Below are 17315 nucleotides of genomic sequence, written 5' to 3' on the forward strand. Positions count from 1 at the left end.
CCGCGGCTCGTGCGCGACGGCGAGCAGGGCCGCCTCCTGGTCGCGCAGGCGCTGCTCGGCGCGGCGGCCGAGGGCGCGCGGCGCCTCGTCCTCCTGCGGCAGGCCGTCGTCCTCGAAGAGCGACCGGTCGCCGTCGATCACGTGGGTGGTGATGCCCAGGCGCCGCGCGGTGACGTAGAAACTCAGCAGGTCGAAGCCCATCTCGGCGAGCGGGCCCGCCACCGTGGCGCCGAATCGGTGGAAGATCGTGAGAACGCCGTCGTCCGCGGTCACCGCGAACTCCTCGACGCGGCTCAGTTCGTACGCCTCCGTCACCGTGCCGTCGGCGGCGAGACGCTCAAGGCCGCGCGCGGACAGCCGCCAGCGGCCCGGCCGCCGTTCCCGCAGGCCCAGGAGCCAGGGCAGCGTGTAACAGGCGATCACGGCGGTCAGCCACAGCCCCGCCGGCCGGATCGGCAGCAGCGCGACGACCAACGAGAGAAGAGCGAAGGGCCCGGCCGCCACCGGACGCAGCCGGCGCGCCGGAGCGCGGAGGCCGATCAACTCGAGGTTCACGAGAACAGATCGTGACATGTCAGCGCCCATCCCGTCATGACCCTCGTCTGCGAGCGAACAGACCGGCGATCAGAACGATCACTCCGGCGACCAGGACCAGACTGACCGCCGACAGCTTCTTCGAACCGCCGGCAGGCCTGCCACTCGCACCGTCCTTTCCCGATGAGTTCCCCGGAGACGCGCTGCTGGTTCGCGCCGGCAGCGCATTGGCCGGAACCGGCACCTGCCACAGCGGCTGATTCTTGCCCTCGGAGCTGAGCAACAGCGACCGGCCGTCGGGAGTGAACGTGATGCCCTCGCCCTGTTTCTGGCTCGGAATGGAGACGTCCGCGATCTTCTTGCCCGGCGCGCGGTAGATCTCCGCGCCCCAGTAGCCGCGGATCACGAAGGTCCGCCCGTCGGGCGCGAACGCGCCGTCGGTCGCGTAGAACGGCGCGTCGCCGACCTTGTGCATGATGTTGTAACCGGTCGTGCTGAGACGTTTGGGGCCCTCGTACAGCGAGTCGCTGAACGCCTTGCTCGCGATGTACAGCCGCCCCGTACGCGGATTGATCATCAGGGTCTCGGCGTTGCGCGGGCCGTCGGCGTACTTGATCCGGTACGCCGTGGCGTGCAGCGTCTGGCTGCGCAGCACCGACGGCTCGGGGATGCGGTAGACGGTGACGTACGGCCAGGCGCCGTTCAGGTTGTCGCCGATGTCGCCGACGTAGATCCCGTTCGGCCCGAGCGCCATCGCCTCCCAGTCGCGGTTGCGCGCGCCGCCGAACGTCAGCGTGGCCCGCGTGCGGCAGTCCGGGCCCAGGGCGTACACCTGCGGCAGCCCACCGGAGTCGTTGAAGGTGTAGACGATGCCGGGGTGGCGCCGGCTGGCGGCCAGGCCGCTGGACTCACCGATGCGCGGGTCCTTGATCGTGCAGAGCTTCTTCGGCTCGTCGTCGGCGGCGCGCGCCGTACCGGGGATCACGGTCGCCCCGACGGTGAGGAGGGCGGCAAGGGCCCTGGAGATGGATCGCGGCGACATGCTCTGGGTCTTCACCGCTCCCCGGGCGCGTGAAGCCTGGCGCGGGCGACTCAATGGAGAATCGTGCCGACGACCACGGCGGACAGAAGGACCGCCAGGACGGCCGGCAACAACCATCGCGGAGCACGGTTCACGCCAATGAGCCTATGCGGTCCCCCGATCCGCCGGACCCCGGGTGCGCCGCCGCGGGCACCGGCGCCCGTGCACCTCATCCGGCTCAGATGTCCCCTCGGTTTCAGAGTCAGGGCGTGTCGGGGATTTCGGATTCCGGCCGCCGACGGCCTCGGCGCTCGGCCGGCTCGGGCACCATGGCCGATGTGACGGACGCACAACCGGACGCCTCCGGCGGGCTGCGGGAGCTCGAGGCGGTGCTCGAACGGATCACCTACGCCAACGAGGAGACCGGGTACACGATCGCCCGCGTCGCGACGGACCGTACCGGCCCGGACCTGCTGACCGTGGTCGGGCCGCTGCTCGGCGCGCAGATCGGCGAGAGCCTGCGGCTCACCGGACGCTGGACCACGCACCCGAAGTACGGCCGCCAGTTCGAGGTCCGCTCGTACACGACCGTCCTGCCCGCGACCGTCCAGGGCATCCGCCGCTATCTGGGGTCGGGCCTCATCAAGGGCATCGGACCGGTCATGGCCGACCGCATGGTCGAGCACTTCGGCACCGACATCCTGCGCGTCATCGAGGAGGAGCCCGCCCGGCTGGTCGAGGTGTACGGGCTGGGGCCCAAGCGCTCGAAGCGGATCGGCGACGCGTGGGAGGAGCAGAAGGCCATCAAGGAGGTCATGGTCTTCCTGCAGGGCCATGACGTGTCCACCTCGCTCGCCGTGCGCATCTACAAAAAGTACGGCGACCAGTCCATCGAGGTCGTGCGCAAGGACCCGTACCGGCTGGCCGCCGACGTCTGGGGCATCGGGTTCCGCACCGCCGACACCATCGCCCGCGCCCTGGGGATGCCCCACGACGGGCCCGAGCGGATCAAGGCCGGCCTGCGGTACACGCTCTCGCAGGCCGCCGACAACGGGCACTGCTACCTGCCCGAGCCGAACCTCGTCACGGAGGCCGTGAAGATCCTCGAGGTGCCGCGTGAGCTCGTCCCGCCCTGTGTGGACGACGCCGCCGCCACGGAGGAGGTCGTACGGGAGCGGGTGCCGGTGGGCGACGGCGAGGTGCCCGCCGTCTACCTGCCGCCGTTCCACCGCGCCGAACGCTCCCTCGCCGGCGGTCTGCTGGACCTGCTGCGCACGAAGGAGGACCGTCTCCCCGCCTTCCAGGAGGTCGACTGGGACCGGGCGCTCGCCTGGCTCCACCGCCGTACGGGCACCGACCTCGCGCCCGAGCAGGAGGAGGCGGTACGCCTGGCGCTGACCTCACGGGTCGCCGTGCTCACCGGCGGGCCGGGCTGCGGCAAGAGCTTCACCGTACGGTCCGTGGTGGAGCTGGCCGTCGCACGGAAGGCCAAGGTGCTGCTGGTCGCGCCGACGGGGCGGGCGGCCAAGCGGCTCGCCGAGCTGACCGGCCACGAGGCCGCGACCGTGCACCGGCTGCTCAAGCTGCAGCCGGGCGGCGAGCCGGAGTTCGACCGCGACAACCCGCTCGACGCCGACCTGATCGTGGTGGACGAGACCTCGATGGTCGATGTGATCCTCGCGAACAAGCTGGTCAAGGCCGTGCCACGCGGCGCGCACCTGCTGCTGGTCGGCGACGTCGACCAGCTGCCGTCGGTCGGCGCCGGCGAGGTGCTGCGCGACCTGCTCGCCGCCGACGCGGTGCCGCGCGTCCGGCTCACCAAGATCTTCCGGCAGGCGCAGGAGTCCGGGATCGTGGTCAACGCGCACCGCATCAACGCCGGGCAGGCGCCCCACGTGCGCGGGTTCCCCGACTTCTTCCTGTTCCCGTGCGAGGAGACCGAGCCCACGGCGGAGCTGACGGTCGACATCGTGGCCCGCCGCATACCGCGGAGGTTCGGCCTCGACCCACGGCGCGACGTGCAGGTGCTCGCCCCGATGCACCGCGGGCCGGCCGGCGCGGGCAACCTCAACGGGCTCTTGCAGGAGGCACTCACGCCGCACCGCGACGACCGGCCGGAACGCCGCTACGGCGGGCGCGTCTTCCGCGTCGGCGACAAGGTCACCCAGCTCCGGAACAACTATGACAAGGGCGCCGCCGGGGTCTTCAACGGCACGGTCGGCGTGGTCACCGCCCTGTCGCTGGAGGAGCAGACCCTGACCGTGCGCACCGACGAGGACGAGAGCGTCGCGTACGACTTCGCCGAGCTGGACGAGCTCGCGCACGCGTACGCCGTGACGATCCATCGCTCGCAGGGCAGCGAGTACCCGGCCGTGGTCATCCCGCTGACGACCAGCTCGTGGATGATGCTCCAGCGCAACCTGCTCTACACCGCGGTGACCCGGGCGAAGAAGCTGGTCGTGCTGGCCGGCTCACGCCGCGCGCTGGCGGCGGCCGTACGCACCGCGGGCGCCGGACGCCGCCACACCTCCCTCACCCACCGCCTGACCACGACGGCCGGTCGTGATCTCTGAGAGTTGATCGCGGTCGGTCCGGCGGTCTCGGCCCCGGGTCAATGTCGGTCAACCCGGGTTCGGCCGACGGAGCCGGGCGCGCATCGCCTCGATGATGATCTCGATGGTGAACTCGAAGGCGGCGTCCGCGCGGGAGGCTCCCGGCGGGCTGCTTCGCATGACGCGTGCCAGCGTCGTCGCCTCGGCGAGGACCTCGGCCGGATAGATGTCCTCCGGCGAGGCCAGGTCCAGGCTCGCGCCGATCGTCACGATGTCGATCATCGCGATGACGAGCACGACGTCCCGGTCGCTGAAACCGGCACGGCACAGGACGGTGGCGAAGTTCTCGACCGTGGTGATCGCGGCGTCCAGGTCTGCGGGCGAGGTCGCGAGCAGCGGAATGAGCCACGGGTGCTTGGCCATCGACGAGCGCTGCGCGGAGGCGATGTGCCGGATGACGTCCGGCCAGTCGTCGGTCACGTCCACGCGGACCGCCATCGCCTCATGCAACTGCCGGCGGATCAGCTCGATGATCTCGGCTCGGCCGCTCACGTGGTTGTACAACGACGACTGGCGGACGTTGAGCCGCCTCGCCAGCCCGGGCACGGTGAACCCGCCGGTCTCACTGGTCATCTCCAGCGCGGCGTTGGCGATGATCTCCCGGGAGAGCAGCGGCTTGCTCGGGCGCGGCATTCGGGCCCCTTCCGAATCGCTTTCGTCGTCGCGGCACCTGCTTAACGAACGTCGTTCGTTTAGGGCGTTGACAGCTGCAATGCCCGCTGTACAGCATACCGATCAAACGAATCACGATTCGTTTGGCGAAGTCACTTACCCTTCCTCGGCCAGAGACGCCCGCCCGGAGAGGCCCCCCGATGAACCATTCCCCTTGGTGGCACGGCGCCACGCTCTACCACGTCTACGTCCGCTCGTTCCAAGACAGCGACGGCGACGGTTATGGCGATCTTCGTGGTCTGATCGACCGGCTCGACCACCTCCAGTGGCTCGGCGTCGACGCGCTCTGGCTCTCCCCGACGATGCCGTCCCCGGACCACGACTGGGGCTATGACGTCTCCGACTACCGCGGCGTCCACCCGGAGCTGGGCACCCTCGACGACCTCGACGACCTCATCTCACGGGCACGGGACCGCGGGATGCGCGTCATGCTCGACCTGGTCCCCAACCACACCAGCAGCGAGCATCCGTGGTTCGTCGAGGCGCGGTCCACGGCGGGCTCGGTGTACCGCGACTACTACGTCTGGGCGCCGCCCGAGAGCGACGGATCCCCGCCGAACAACTGGCTCGACGACACGGGCGAACCGGCGTGGACGTGGGATGAGGAAAGCGGCGAGTACTACCTCCACAACTTCCTCCCCGAACAGCCGGACCTGAATTGGTGGAACCCGGCGGTGCACGCCGAATTCGAGGCCATCATGGATTTCTGGTTCGATCGCGGAATCGCCGGGTTCCGCATCGACGTCGCCAATGGCCTGTACAAGGACGCGCTGCTTCGGGACAACCCCAAGCACGACGGCGCCTACATTTACGGCACCGCGGTGCAGGGCCGGTACGGACTCCAGCACCTCTACAACTTCAACCAGCCCGAGGTGCACGACGTCTACCGGAACTGGCGCCGTCGCGCGGAGAGCCGGCCGGAGACGCCGCTGCTCCTCGGGGAGACCTGGGTGGCGCGCGTCGACGAGCTCGCGCCGTACTACGGCGACAACGACCAGCTCCAGCTCGGGTTCAACTTCCCGTTCATCTTCGCTCCTTTCGAAGCACTCGCGCTCTCCCGCGTCGTCGCGGACTCGCTGGCCGCGTTCCCGGCCGGCGCATGCCCGGTCTGGGCCGGCTCGAACCACGACCTGCCGCGCCTCGCGACGCGATGGGCGGACGGGGACCCGCGCAGGACCCGCCTGGCCCACACGCTCCTGGCGACCCTTCCCGGGACGTACGCGCTCTACTACGGTGACGAGCTGGGGATGGTCGACAGCGACATCCCTCCCCACCTGCACCGGGACCCGCTCACGGCCGAGGGCCGGAACGGGCAGTGGCCGCGGGACAACGCGCGTGCGCCGATGCGCTGGGACCGCACGCCTGGGGCGGGCTTCACGACCGGGACACCCTGGCTACCGCTTCCGGATGACGAGAGCCTCAACGTCGCCGAGCAGCGAGCCGACGGTACGTCGACACTCGCGCTGGTCCGCGCGCTCGTGGCGCTCCGCAAGGAGGCCTTCGCCGGTGTCGTCGCCCCGTACCGCGAGGTCGCGGTGTCGAAGACGCGATGGGTCTACACCAGCGGCTCCCTGACGGTGGCCGCCAACTTCTCCGCCGATCCCCAGCCGCTGGAGCTCACCGGGGAGCCGGTGCTGTCCAGTGCCACGATCCGCGAGGACCTGCCCGAGGCCGGCTCGGCGCCGACCCTCCGCCCCTGGGAAGCGATCGTCCTGCTTTCCGCGTGACCACCCAGGCCGTCGCAGACGAGGAGAATCGAATGAACGTGAGTGCTCGGCGTGCGCTGGCCGCCGCGTTGACGGCGCTCATGCTGACGGTCGCCGGCTGCGCGGCGCCCGACAGCGGCCTCCAGGCCGCCCGGCGACATCTGACCGGCCGCGGTCCGATCACGTTCGTCGAGGCCTCGGACGAGTCCGGTACCGCGAGCAAGCAGGTCATCGACGCGTGGAACAAGCTCCATCCCGACCAGCCGGTGACACTCAAACAGTTCAGCGACGTGAACGAGCTGCACGACAACCTGGTGCAGCATTTCAAGGCGAAGGACTCCGGTTACGACGTCCTCGGGGCCGACGTCGTGACGATCGCGGAGTACGCGGCGCACCGATGGCTGCAGCCGTTCGACGGCGCCTACACCATGGACACGTCGCCGCTGCTGAAGCAGACGGTCGCGACCGCGGAGTATCGGGGCACGCTGTACGCGGCGCCGTTCATGACCGACGCCGGCCTGCTCTACTACCGCAAGGACCTGATACCGCGGCCGCCGCGGACCTGGCAGGAGCTCCTGGCGGACTGCGGAGTCGCCCGGGAACACCACATGGGCTGCTACGCGGGCCAGTTCGCGAAGTACGAGGGACTCACCGTCAACGTCGCGGAGGCGGTCGCCGCCGCCGGGGGCGGCTTCCTCAAGTCCGACGGCACGACGCCCTCGGCCGACACACCGGCCGCACGGAAAGGGCTGTCCCTCCTCGTCGACGCCTACCGTGACGGCGACATCCCGAAGGAAGGGATCACCTACGAGGAAGAGGAGAGCCGGCAGGCGTTCGAAGCCGGCAAGCTGCTGTTCCTCCGCAACTGGTCGTATGTGTACCCGCTCGCCAACAGCGACGGCGGCTCGGTGGTGAAGGGCAGGTTCGGCGTCACGACGCTGCCGGGGGTCGACGGCCCGGGGCGTACGACTCTCGGCGGCCAGGACAACGCCGTGAACGTCTACTCGGTGCACAAGGCGACCGCACGGGACTTCCTGGCCTACCTGCAGTCCCCCAAGGTCCAGCGGAAACTGCTGATCGAAGAGGGCCAGTCACCCGTACTCGCGAGCCTCTACCACGACCCGTCGCTCCTCCACGACCCCGCGCTCGGCTACCTCCGCACGCTCGAACAGAGCATCACGACCGCGACCGAACGGCCGATGACGCCGTTCTATCCCGCCGTCACGCAGGCCATCAGCGAGAACGCATACGCGGCGATCAAGGGCGACAAGTCGACCGACAAGGCGCTCAGAGACATTCAGGCGGCGATCCTCGCCGCGACGAGCCAGCAGTGATGCGCGTCAGACGGGAACGCACCATGAGTCAGCTGTCCGAAACACCCGAACGCGGCCGCGGCCGCCTGGGCGCGGTACTCGTCTCACCGACACTCGTCCTGCTCGCCGCCGTCATCGGCTACCCGATCGTCGCGGCGCTCGTGACGTCGTTCCGAGGCGACCCGAGCCTGCGGAACGGGTTCTTCACCCACGGCGGTGAGTTCGCGGGACTGTCGAACTACCTGCACTGGCTGACGCAGAGATGCGGCGACACCACGTGCCCGCCGGGCACCCTGGGCGGCCACTTCTGGGGCTCGGTACTCGTCACGCTGTTCTTCACGGCGGTCACCGTGTCGCTGGAGGTCGCCATCGGCGTCCTGATGGCCATCGTCATGAACCAGTCGTTCCTGGGCCGTGGGTTCCTGCGCGCGGTCGTGTTGGTGCCCTGGGCGATCCCGACGGCGGTCACCGCGAAACTCTGGTTCTTCATGTTCGCCTATGACGGCGTCATCAACCGGTCCCTCGGCACCCACATCCTGTGGACCGACGGCGCGTGGCCCGCGCGGTTCGCGGTCGTCATCGCCGACGTGTGGAAGACGACGCCGTTCGTCGCGCTCCTGGTCCTCGCCGGAATGGCGGGCATCCCCGACGACCTGTACGAGGCCGCCCGCATCGACGGCGCCGGCCCGTTCCAGCGCTTCGTCCGGATCACCCTGCCGCTGGTACGGCCGGCCCTGCTGGTCGCCGTCGTCTTCCGAGTCCTGGACGTCCTTCGCATCTACGACCTGCCGGCGATCCTCACCCACGGCGGAGGCGGTGACGGGCACGCCACCACGACGCTGTCGATCCTGACCGTCCAGCAGCTCCAGCAGGGCTACGGCGGCGCCTCGGCGATCTCCACGCTGACCTTCGTGCTCATCTTCGCCGTCGCGCTGACGCTCGTCCGGGTCTTCCGGGTCAACCTCGTCCAGTCCGAACAACATGGAGTGTCGTAGTCATGACGGTCGAGTCCAGGAAAGACACGTCAGCGCGCGGGACGCGCCGCCGGTGGCCGCGGCGGCGGCCGTGGCTGTACGTGGGAGCGGCCGTCATCGTGGTGTGGTGCCTGGGCCCCTTCTACTGGATGGTCGTCACCGCGTTCCGCGACGTCGGGCACACCTTCGACAGCACACCGTGGCCGACCCACACGACGCTGGCCAACTTCCGCGCGGCCTTCGACACGAGCAGCGGTGACCATTTCGGACGGGCCCTGCTCAACAGCCTGATCGTCGCGTGCGCCACCACGGTGCTCGCGCTTCTCTTCGGGGGCCCGGCGGCGTACGCACTGGTACGGCTGCCGATGCGCGGAAAGTCCAAGGTGCTGGCGGCGGTCCTCAGCGCATCGATGTTCCCCGGCGTCGCCATCGTGACGCCGATGTTCCAGCTGTTCACCAGCATGCACTGGCTCGGGACCTACCAGGCGCTCATCATCCCCGACCTCTCGTTCGCGCTGTCCCTCGCCATCTGGATCCTGACCGGCTTCTTCGCGGCGATGCCCTGGGAGCTGGAGAAAGCGGCGCAGGTGGACGGCGCGACCCCGGCCCAGGCCTTCGGCCGGATCCTGCTTCCGCTCGCGGCTCCCGGCCTGTTCACCACCGCGATCATGGTCTTCCTCTCCGCCTGGGACGAGTTCCTGCTGTCCAGCCTGCTCTCCAACGGAAACCCCAAGGTCACGCCGGTCACGGTGGCGATCGCCAACTTCGCCGGCTCCCAGCCCCACCAGATCCCGTACACGGCGATCATGGCTGCCGGAGCGATCGTGACGGTCCCTCTCGTCATCGCCGTACTGGTCTTCCAGCGGCGCATCGTCTCCGGCCTGACCGCGGGCGCCTTCAAGTAGCCCTCACCAGCCGGTGATCCGCTATCTCCCGATCATTCCGCCGGGCAGAGGGTGTCGTGCGCGGGGCGCCGTCCCCCGGCCAGGAAGGCGGTCACCAGGCGGTCGCCGCAGGCGTTGCCGTTGGCCAGGTACGCCTCGTGTCCGCCGGAGTCCACGGTGACCATCCGAGCACGGTCCCCGAAGGCGCGGCGCATGTTCAGCGCCCCGCTGTACGGGGTGGCCGGATCGCGCAGGTTCTGCACGAGCAGCACGTTCGACGGCCCGCGCGAGGTGACCCGCGTCGGCGGGTCCGCGGGCCGGTACGGCCAGAAGGCGCACGGCATGACGTTCGCCGGCATGCCCGCCGTGAGGGGATGCCGGACCCGGTCCGCGGCGACGTCGCGCGCGATGTCGGGGATCGAGTTCGGCCAGGCGACGTCGTCGCACAGGGTGCCGACCGCGACCGCGGTGGTGTTCTGCAGCACCTCCTCGGGCGGTGAGGACGGCGCGGGCAGGGGTTTCGAGTCACGGGCCGCGCGGATGAGGGTGGCCAGACCCGGGAAGCCCTCGTCGTCGTACAGGCCTTCCAGCAGGGTCTCGCGCAGGACGTTGCCGCTCAGCCGCGGAGGAGTGGCGCCGGGCCACGGGATCGGCTCGCGGTCCAGGCGCGCGGCGAGGCCGACGAACAGGGACCGTACGGCCCCGGGGGTCGCGGCGAGCCGGTACGGGTTGCCCGCCTTCGACGCCCACGTCGCGAAGTCCGGGAAACGGTCCTCGACGCCGACCGCGTAGTTAGCGAGCCACGCGCGCTCGACGCGGACCGGGTCGGGGTCGTCGTTGCTGTCGAGCACCACCCGGTCGGTGTGCTGGGGGAACAGCGTCGTGTAGACGGCGCCGGCGTAGGTGCCGTACGACACGCCCCAGGCCGAGACCCTCGATTCGCCCAGCGCCTGGCGGATGCGGTCGATGTCCCTGGCCTCGTTCACCGTGCTGATGTTGCGGATGAGCTCCCCGCCGTTGCGAGCACAGGTCCGCGCGATACGGCGCTCGGTCGTGACGTTCCCCGAGATGTCGCCGTCCGGGGCCGGCCAGGGCCGCTGGTTCGCCGGCGCCAGGTCATCGTGTGGCAGGTCGCAGCTGATCGGTGTGCTGTGGCCGACTCCGCGAGGGTCGAAGCCGACGAGGTCGTACGCCTCGCGCACCGCCGCGGGCAGCCTGCCGCCCAGTTCGGAGGGCCGGTCCAGCCCGGAGTTGCCGGGGCCGCCGGGGATCAGGAGGAGGACGCCGCGACGCTTCTCCGGTCGCTCGCTGGGGATGCGGGAGATCGCGAGCTCGATCCGCCGCCCGTCCGGCCGGCGGTAGTCCATCGGCACGGACAGGGTGGCGCACTCCTGGCGGGGGTCGAGTCCGGTCCCGTCGCACGCGTGCCAGGAGACCGTGGCGGCTCCGGCGGCGTGCGCGGGAAGGGGGGCGGCGAAGGCCGTCGCTGTGATCGCCAGCGCGGCGGCCGTGGCCGCACCGTGCCTGAGGGTTCGCATGCCGTCAGCCTCGCGGCCCGCGCCACGCGTGCCCACGGGGCCAGCCGGTGAGTGTTCCTGGGGCCAGCACCATCCCGCCGGCCCGAGGTCCGGGGGGCGCGGGCACGGGCGGAGGACGCGCCGGGTACGTTGCGGATACGGGTTCGGCAAGGTGGAGGGGTACATGGAGCTGGTGCATTCCGGCAAGGTCCGGGACGTCTACGCCGATGGCGACGACCTGATCCTGGTCGCGTCGGATCGGGTGAGCGTCTACGACGTCGTCCTGCCGACCCCGATCCCGGGCAAGGGCGCGATCCTGACGCAGCTGTCGCTGTGGTGGTTCGACCGGCTCGCCGACGTCGTGCCGAACCACGTGATCTCCGAGGACGTGCCGGCGGAGTGGGCCGGGCGGGCGATCCGGTGCCGGCGGCTGGAGATGTTCCCGGTCGAGTTCATCGCCCGCGGCTACCTGGCCGGACTGGGGCTGAAGGAGTACGAGAAGCAGGGCACCGTGTCGGGTGTGCCGCTGCCGCCGGGCCTGGTCGAGGCCTCACGCCTGCCCGAACCGGTCTTCACCCCGACCACGAAGGCGACGACCGGGCACGATGAGTTCATCACCTTCGACGACGTGGTGCGCGAGATCGGCGCCGAGACCGCGGAGCGCCTGCGCGACCTCACGCTGGAGGTCTACCGGCGCGGCGCGGATCTGGCCCGCGAGCGCGGTGTCATCATCGCCGACACCAAGCTGGAGTTCGGGCGCGCCCCGGACGGCACGATCGTGCTCGCCGACGAGGTGCTGACGCCGGACTCCTCCCGGTTCTGGCCGGCCGACGCCTGGGAGCCGGGCCGGGCACAGCACTCGCTCGACAAGCAGTTCGTCCGCGACTGGTCCTCATCGGTGACCGGCTGGGACCGTACGCCGCCGGGCCCGCCCATCCCCGACGACGTCGTGGCGGCCACCCAGGCCCGCTACACGGAGGTCTACGAACGGATCACCGGCTCGCCCTGGCGTCCCTGAGCGGCCAGCGGCACAGCGTCTCGTACCGCACCTCGCCGCCGAGATGGCTCTGGACGAGGTGGATCTCCCCGGCCGTCCACGGGGTCCCCTCGTACGCCTGAAGCCCCTCCACGACCGGCCTGAGGTCTCGTGGCGCCCGCGTACGGGCGACGGTGAGGTGCGGGTGGAAGCGGAGGGTCCGGCCGGTGTCGATGCCCTCGCGGCGGCCGGCGGCCCGGCAGGAGTCCGCCAGGCGCTGGAGGTCGGTCTCGATGCCGGTCCACAGGGTGCGCGCCGACCGTGCCCTCGGGAACGCCCCCGCGCCCGCGAACGCCAGCTCCCGCCGGGGGTGACGCGCGGCGGCGCGTTCGAGGCGGGGACGCAGGCGCTCGGCGGCCGGTTCGTCGACCTCGCCGTAGAAGGCCAGCGTCACGTGCCAGGTGTCCCGATGGGTCCACCGCAGGTGCGGCCAGTCCGCACGGTACGGCGCGAAGGCCGCCGCGACCTCGTCCAGCACGGGCTCGGGCGGGATGAGCGCGACGAAGAGTCTCACCCCACCAGGGTCGCAGAAGACCGCTCGGGAGCCCTCGCCGCGCGGGGTGCCCGTGCGGTCTCTCAGTCCGCCTCGCCGAGTCCGTCGGCCACCCGGGGCCGCAGCGCGTTCAGCGCCGACCGCGGAGCCATGATCGCGACGACGGCCGTCACGGCGACCAGGGACACGACACCGCCGATGATCAGGCCCGAGCGCGGCCCGAAGACCTCGGCGAGCCAGCCGAGCAGAGGCGCGCCGATCGGCGAGCTCCCGGCGAAGACCAGCATGTAGAGGCCCATCACGCGCCCGCGCATCCAGGACGGCACGCTGAGCTGCATGACGGCGTTCGCGGTCGTGTTGAAGGTCAGCAGCGCGACGCCGGTCGGGACGAGCGCGACGAGGAACAGGCCGTACGTCGGCATCGCCCCGCTCACGATCTCCAGCACGCCGAACGCGGCGGCGGCGATGAGCATCAGGCGCATGCGGGGCCGCTTGCGGCGGGCGGACAACAGCGAGCCGGACACGGCGCCGATCGCCAGCATGGTCGAGGCGAGGCCGAACGAGCTGGCGCCGCTGTGGAAGACCTCCCGGCTCATCAGCGCGGTCGTCATCTGGAAGTTCATGCCGAACGCGGCGACGAAGAGCAGGATGATCAGCAGCATGACCAGGTCGCGGCGGTCACGGACGTAGCGCAGGCCCTCACGGAGCTGGCCCTTGGCCCGCGGCACGCGGGGCCGGATGTACAGCTCGTCATCGCGCATCATGTAGAGCCCGAGCAGCACGGCCAGGAACGACGCGGCGTTGACGATGAAGACCGGGCCGGTGCCGATCGCGGCGATCAGCACGCCCGCGATGGCCGGGCCGATGATGCGGGCCGTGTTGAAGATCGCGCTGTTGAGGGCGATGGCGTTGGTCAGGTCGTTCGGCCCGACCATCTCGACCGCGAACGTCTGACGCGTGGGGTTGTCCACCACGGTCGCGACGCCCAGCCCGAACGCGAGCGCGTACACGTGCCACACATGCGCGCTGCCGGTGAGCGCGAGGACGCCCAGGATCAGCGCGAGCGACCCCATCGCCATCTGCGTGATCATGAGCACCCGGCGCTTGGGGAACCGGTCGGCGATCACGCCGCCGTACAGGCCGAACAGCAGCAGCGGCAGGAACTGCAGACCGGTCGTGATGCCGAGCGCGGTGCCGCTGCCGTGGGTGAGGTTCAGGACCAGCCAGTCCTGGGCCACTCGCTGCATCCACGTGCCGGTGTTGGAGACGACCTGCCCGGCCGAGAACAGCCGGTAGTTGCGGTTGCGGAGCGAGCGAAAAAGGCTCAGCCGTGGCTGAGCCTCTCCAAGATCGGTGCCGCCTGACGCAGGATGGTCTGCTCCTCCGGCGTCAGCTCCGCGAGCCGCTGCGCCAGCCAGGCCTCCTTGCGCCGGCGCTCCTCCTTCAGGAGCTTGTCGCCCTCCGCGGTCAGGCTGAGCACCACCTGCCGCCGGTCGGTCGGGTGCGGGCTGCGCGTCAGCAGGCCGTCCGCCTCCAACCGCGCGATCGTCCGGGTCATCGAGGGCGGCTGCACCTTTTCGTGCTCGGCGAGCTCGCCAGGGGTGAGGGCGTCGTGCCGGGCCACTGCGCCGAGCGCCCCGATCTGTGTGGCGCTCAAGGAGTGACCGCCCTCGGCGCGCATGCGGCGTGACAGTCGCGAGATCGAGACGCGCAGGGCCGCCGCCAGGCCCGCACGGCTTCTGGTCTGTGACGTTTGCATGTTCATTAGCTGAAGTCATTACTCTTGCTAACGATAAACGATGGATGTCTATTCCGCCAGTTCGTTAGCGAAGCGAAAGACCCCGGCCCTCTCCTTCTTCCATGGGGGACGACGGCGCGCTCTCCTGACCGCCGGGCGGACCCTCGCGCACCACCGGGCCGCACGACGCCGGACACCTCGGCCGGATGTGACGGCCCCAGCGCTCGTCACGGCCGCGATGACCTGGACCTCTTCTGCGAGAGGGGGAGGACGGCCGCGGCCGCCCCTCCCCCTCGATCACCAGCGTATGTCGGGAAGCTCCCGGTTAGGACGCTCGGGAGCCCACCGACCGTGGATCCTCAGTTCACGCCGAGGATCACCTTGATGGGAACGATGGCGTAGTAGGCCACGAACAGGACCGCCACCAGCCACAACAGCGGGTGCACCTCGCGGGCGCGGCCGCGGACGATCTTGATGACGACGTACGAGATGAAGCCGGCGCCCATTCCGTTCGTGATGGAGTACGTGAAGGGCATGATCACCATGGTCAGGAAGGCCGGGATGGCGATCTCGTAGTCGGAGAAGTCGATCCGCCGGATCTGGCTCATCATCAGGAAGCCGACCACGACCAGTGCCGGGGTCGCCGCCTCGAACGGCACGATCTGCACGATCGGGGCCAGGAACATCGCCACCAGGAACAGCGCCCCGGTGACCACGTTCGCCAGGCCCGTACGGGCGCCCTCGCCGACGCCCGCCGCCGACTCCACATAGCCCGTCGCCGACGACACCGACCCCGCGCCGCCCGCCGCCGCCGCGAGGCCGTCCACGAACAGGATGGTCCCGATGTTCGGCGGCGCGCCGCGCTCGTCCAGCAGCCCGGCCTCGCTGCCGATGCCGACGACCGTGCCCATGGCGTCGAAGAAGTCGGCCAGGACCAGGGTGAACGCGAACAGCACCGCCGCCAGCACGCCGACGCGGGCGAACGACCCGTACAGGGTGAAGTGGCCGACCAGCGACAGGTCCGGCGTGCCGGCGATGTGGTGGATGCCGGGCAGCTTCGGGACGTTCAGGCTCCAGCCCTTGGGGTTGACCACACCCGGCTTCACGACGGTCGGGCCGGCGTTGGCCACGGCCTCGACGATGATCGCCAGGATCGTCGTGCCGACGATGCCGATGAGGATGGCGCCCTTGACCCGCCGGGCGACGAGCACCGCCGTGACGAGCAGGCCGAGCACGAACACCAGCGCCGGCCAGCTCTGCAGGTTGTTGGAGATGCCCAGCTGCACCGGGACCGTCGTGTTCGCCTCGTTCGGCACGCGGCGGACGAAGCCGCCGTCCACGAAGCCGATCAGCGCGATGAACAACCCGATGCCGACGCCGATGGCCGCCTTCAGCCCCTCCGGCACCGCGCGGAAGATCGCCGTACGGAACCCGGTGAGCACGAGGATCGCGATGATGATGCCCTCGAGCACCACGAGGCCCATCGCCTCGGGCCAGGTCATCACCGGGGCCAGCGTCGTGGCGACGAAGGCGTTGAGGCCGAGCCCGGTCGCGATCGCCAGCGGGAAGCGGCCCGCCACGCCCATGATGATCGTCATCACACCCGCCACGAGCGCGGTGGCGGCCGCGACCTTGGGGATGCCGAGTACCGCGCCGGTCTTGTCCGGCACCGTGCCGATGATCAACGGGTTCAGCACCACGATGTACGCCATGGTGAAGAACGTCGCCAGACCGCCACGGATCTCCCGACCCACGCTGGAGCCGCGTTCGGTGATCTTGAAATATCGATCCAGGCCGTTCCGCGGCTCGGCGGCCACTGTCGTCGTCGTCACGTCCCTATCTCTCCTAGTCCAGGGCCCCGAGTCGAAAAATGACGTACGCAGAGTGACAGACCAGACATTGCAGACGGAAGACCTTCGCAACGTGATCTGCGGCTCTGCCCTCGATGCCGGGCGGCCGATACGCTGATCACATGACGCGGCAACCCGACCCGCCCCCGATGGAGAGCAACGACGTTCTCGTCTCCGCCATCGGGGCGGCGGCCTTCGCGGTGGCGTTCGTGATCCTGCTGATCGTCCCGCTGGCACCGGGCGACCACTGGTGGCGCTGGGTCTGCCTGGTCGGCTTCCTCATGGGCATGTTCGGCTGCTGGTACATCCCGCGCCTGCAGCGCAGCCGCGCCGCGGCCGCCGAACGCCACGCCGCCAAGCACTCCGAGGACGCTCCGCCCGAGTAGGAGACCTCACCCTGCGGACGGCCACCGCGGCGGTCTCCCGTCGGTCAGCGGCACCGGTGCTCGTCCGGGCGGCAGTGTCGTCGCGGACCGGCTCGCCCGGCGGAGTGATCGCGCTGGCGGCCCTCGTCGGCGAGTGCCGCGTCGCATCGAGCGGCCGAACCGGCCGACCGCCGGGGCGTTCAAGAACACCGGCGCGCGCATGAACGGCGGCGCGCTCACGAACGGCGGAAACAACCCTCCGGTGTCGCCGTCAGAGCTCCGCCTCGGCCAGCAGGGCGGGCAGGGCGTCCGGGTCGCGCAGCGCCGCCTCGGCTAGCAGGCGGTCGCTCCATCGGTCGCACGCCCACGCCGCGCCCCGCGCCAGGCCCGCCGGGTCGCTCGCGTGGACCGTGCCCTCGTCGTACCACCACGGCACCGCCACACCGTCGACCACGAGCTTCTCGTGTCGCACGTACGTCTCGGGCGCCTCCGGCAGCACCGCGCGCAGGACGTCCGGCACCGGCCGCAGGGTGCCCGCCGACTCGATCGAGCCCGGCACCTCCTCGCTGCCCAGGGCCAGCTCCAGCGCGTCCGCGACCT

The 17315-nt window shown here is 70.4% G+C and carries 14 protein-coding genes and 2 pseudogenes; 7 read left to right on the forward strand and 9 right to left on the reverse strand.

Going from position 1 to position 17315, the window contains the following annotated elements:
* Together ACFFNX_RS19350 and ACFFNX_RS19355 are read right to left on the reverse strand one after the other, a co-directional pair.
* Positions 1-555 (reverse strand): annotated as a pseudogene (locus tag ACFFNX_RS19350) (hypothetical protein); the annotation flags it as partial.
* A 34-nt stretch (positions 556-589) separates the two neighbouring features.
* Positions 590-1576 (reverse strand): YjiK family protein, encoded by a 987-nt coding sequence (locus tag ACFFNX_RS19355; RefSeq protein WP_378203762.1) that lies wholly within the window; start codon positions 1574-1576, stop codon positions 590-592.
* A gap of 308 nt (positions 1577-1884) precedes the next feature.
* Between ACFFNX_RS19355 and recD2 the strand changes: the two genes are divergently transcribed.
* Positions 1885-4128 carry an SF1B family DNA helicase RecD2 gene (recD2, locus tag ACFFNX_RS19360; RefSeq protein WP_378203765.1) on the forward strand — a complete coding sequence of 748 codons (2244 nt, stop codon included), beginning with the start codon at positions 1885-1887 and terminating at the stop codon, positions 4126-4128.
* A gap of 48 nt (positions 4129-4176) precedes the next feature.
* Here recD2 and ACFFNX_RS19365 read toward each other — a convergent pair whose 3' ends face one another.
* Entirely contained in the window at positions 4177-4800 is a 624-nt protein-coding gene (locus ACFFNX_RS19365; protein WP_378203768.1) for a TetR/AcrR family transcriptional regulator C-terminal domain-containing protein, read from the reverse strand.
* Positions 4801-4979: 179 nt separating this feature from the next.
* Between ACFFNX_RS19365 and ACFFNX_RS19370 the strand changes: the two genes are divergently transcribed.
* The 4 genes from ACFFNX_RS19370 to ACFFNX_RS19385 are packed head-to-tail and all read left to right on the forward strand — an operon-like array spanning position 4980 to position 9737.
* Positions 4980-6566, forward strand: a complete 1587-nt coding sequence (locus tag ACFFNX_RS19370; RefSeq protein WP_378203772.1) for an alpha-amylase family glycosyl hydrolase — start codon at positions 4980-4982, stop codon at positions 6564-6566.
* 32 nt (positions 6567-6598) lie between these two features.
* Complete coding sequence (locus ACFFNX_RS19375; protein ID WP_378203775.1) at positions 6599-7879, forward strand: ABC transporter substrate-binding protein; 1281 nt, start codon at positions 6599-6601, stop codon at positions 7877-7879.
* Positions 7880-7902: 23 nt separating this feature from the next.
* Positions 7903-8853: a carbohydrate ABC transporter permease gene (locus ACFFNX_RS19380; RefSeq protein ID WP_378203778.1), complete on the forward strand. Its 951-nt coding sequence runs from the start codon at positions 7903-7905 to the stop codon at positions 8851-8853.
* A 2-nt stretch (positions 8854-8855) separates the two neighbouring features.
* A complete protein-coding gene (locus ACFFNX_RS19385) occupies positions 8856-9737 on the forward strand; it encodes a carbohydrate ABC transporter permease (RefSeq protein ID WP_378203781.1) in 882 nt (293 codons plus the stop codon).
* A gap of 32 nt (positions 9738-9769) precedes the next feature.
* Here the strand turns inward: ACFFNX_RS19385 and ACFFNX_RS19390 are convergent, their stop codons facing one another.
* On the reverse strand, positions 9770-11254 hold the full coding sequence (locus ACFFNX_RS19390) for an alpha/beta hydrolase (protein WP_378203784.1): 1485 nt from the start codon (positions 11252-11254) through the stop codon (positions 9770-9772).
* 163 nt (positions 11255-11417) lie between these two features.
* Here ACFFNX_RS19390 and ACFFNX_RS19395 point away from each other — a divergent pair, with 163 nt between their 5' ends.
* The gene (locus ACFFNX_RS19395; RefSeq protein WP_378203787.1) at positions 11418-12251 is read left to right on the forward strand and encodes a phosphoribosylaminoimidazolesuccinocarboxamide synthase; all 834 of its coding nucleotides are present in this window, start codon (positions 11418-11420) and stop codon (positions 12249-12251) included.
* On the opposite strand, the gene thpR is transcribed toward ACFFNX_RS19395, so the two are convergent.
* From thpR to ACFFNX_RS19415, 4 genes are all read right to left on the reverse strand, one after another.
* Positions 12226-12783: an RNA 2',3'-cyclic phosphodiesterase gene (thpR, locus tag ACFFNX_RS19400; RefSeq protein ID WP_378203790.1), complete on the reverse strand. Its 558-nt coding sequence runs from the start codon at positions 12781-12783 to the stop codon at positions 12226-12228. The two genes, ACFFNX_RS19395 and thpR, sit on opposite strands and share 26 nt — an antisense overlap.
* A gap of 62 nt (positions 12784-12845) precedes the next feature.
* Positions 12846-14090: an MFS transporter gene (locus ACFFNX_RS19405; RefSeq protein ID WP_378203798.1), complete on the reverse strand. Its 1245-nt coding sequence runs from the start codon at positions 14088-14090 to the stop codon at positions 12846-12848.
* Positions 14087-14527 carry a MarR family winged helix-turn-helix transcriptional regulator gene (locus ACFFNX_RS19410; RefSeq protein ID WP_378203801.1) on the reverse strand — a complete coding sequence of 147 codons (441 nt, stop codon included), beginning with the start codon at positions 14525-14527 and terminating at the stop codon, positions 14087-14089. The genes ACFFNX_RS19405 and ACFFNX_RS19410 overlap by 4 nt, the downstream gene beginning before the upstream one ends.
* 332 nt (positions 14528-14859) lie before the next feature.
* Complete coding sequence (locus ACFFNX_RS19415; RefSeq protein ID WP_378203793.1) at positions 14860-16332, reverse strand: NCS2 family permease; 1473 nt, start codon at positions 16330-16332, stop codon at positions 14860-14862.
* Between the two features lie 140 nt (positions 16333-16472).
* Here ACFFNX_RS19415 and ACFFNX_RS19420 point away from each other — a divergent pair, with 140 nt between their 5' ends.
* The gene (locus tag ACFFNX_RS19420) at positions 16473-16736 is read left to right on the forward strand and encodes a DUF2530 domain-containing protein (RefSeq protein WP_378203796.1); all 264 of its coding nucleotides are present in this window, start codon (positions 16473-16475) and stop codon (positions 16734-16736) included.
* Positions 16737-16986: 250 nt separating this feature from the next.
* On the opposite strand, the pseudogene ACFFNX_RS19425 reads toward ACFFNX_RS19420, so the two are convergent.
* Positions 16987-17315 (reverse strand): annotated as a pseudogene (locus ACFFNX_RS19425) (sacsin N-terminal ATP-binding-like domain-containing protein); the annotation flags it as partial.

This window comes from Actinoallomurus acaciae (assembly GCF_042429965.1).
GTDB lineage: Bacteria > Actinomycetota > Actinomycetes > Streptosporangiales > Streptosporangiaceae > Actinoallomurus > Actinoallomurus acaciae.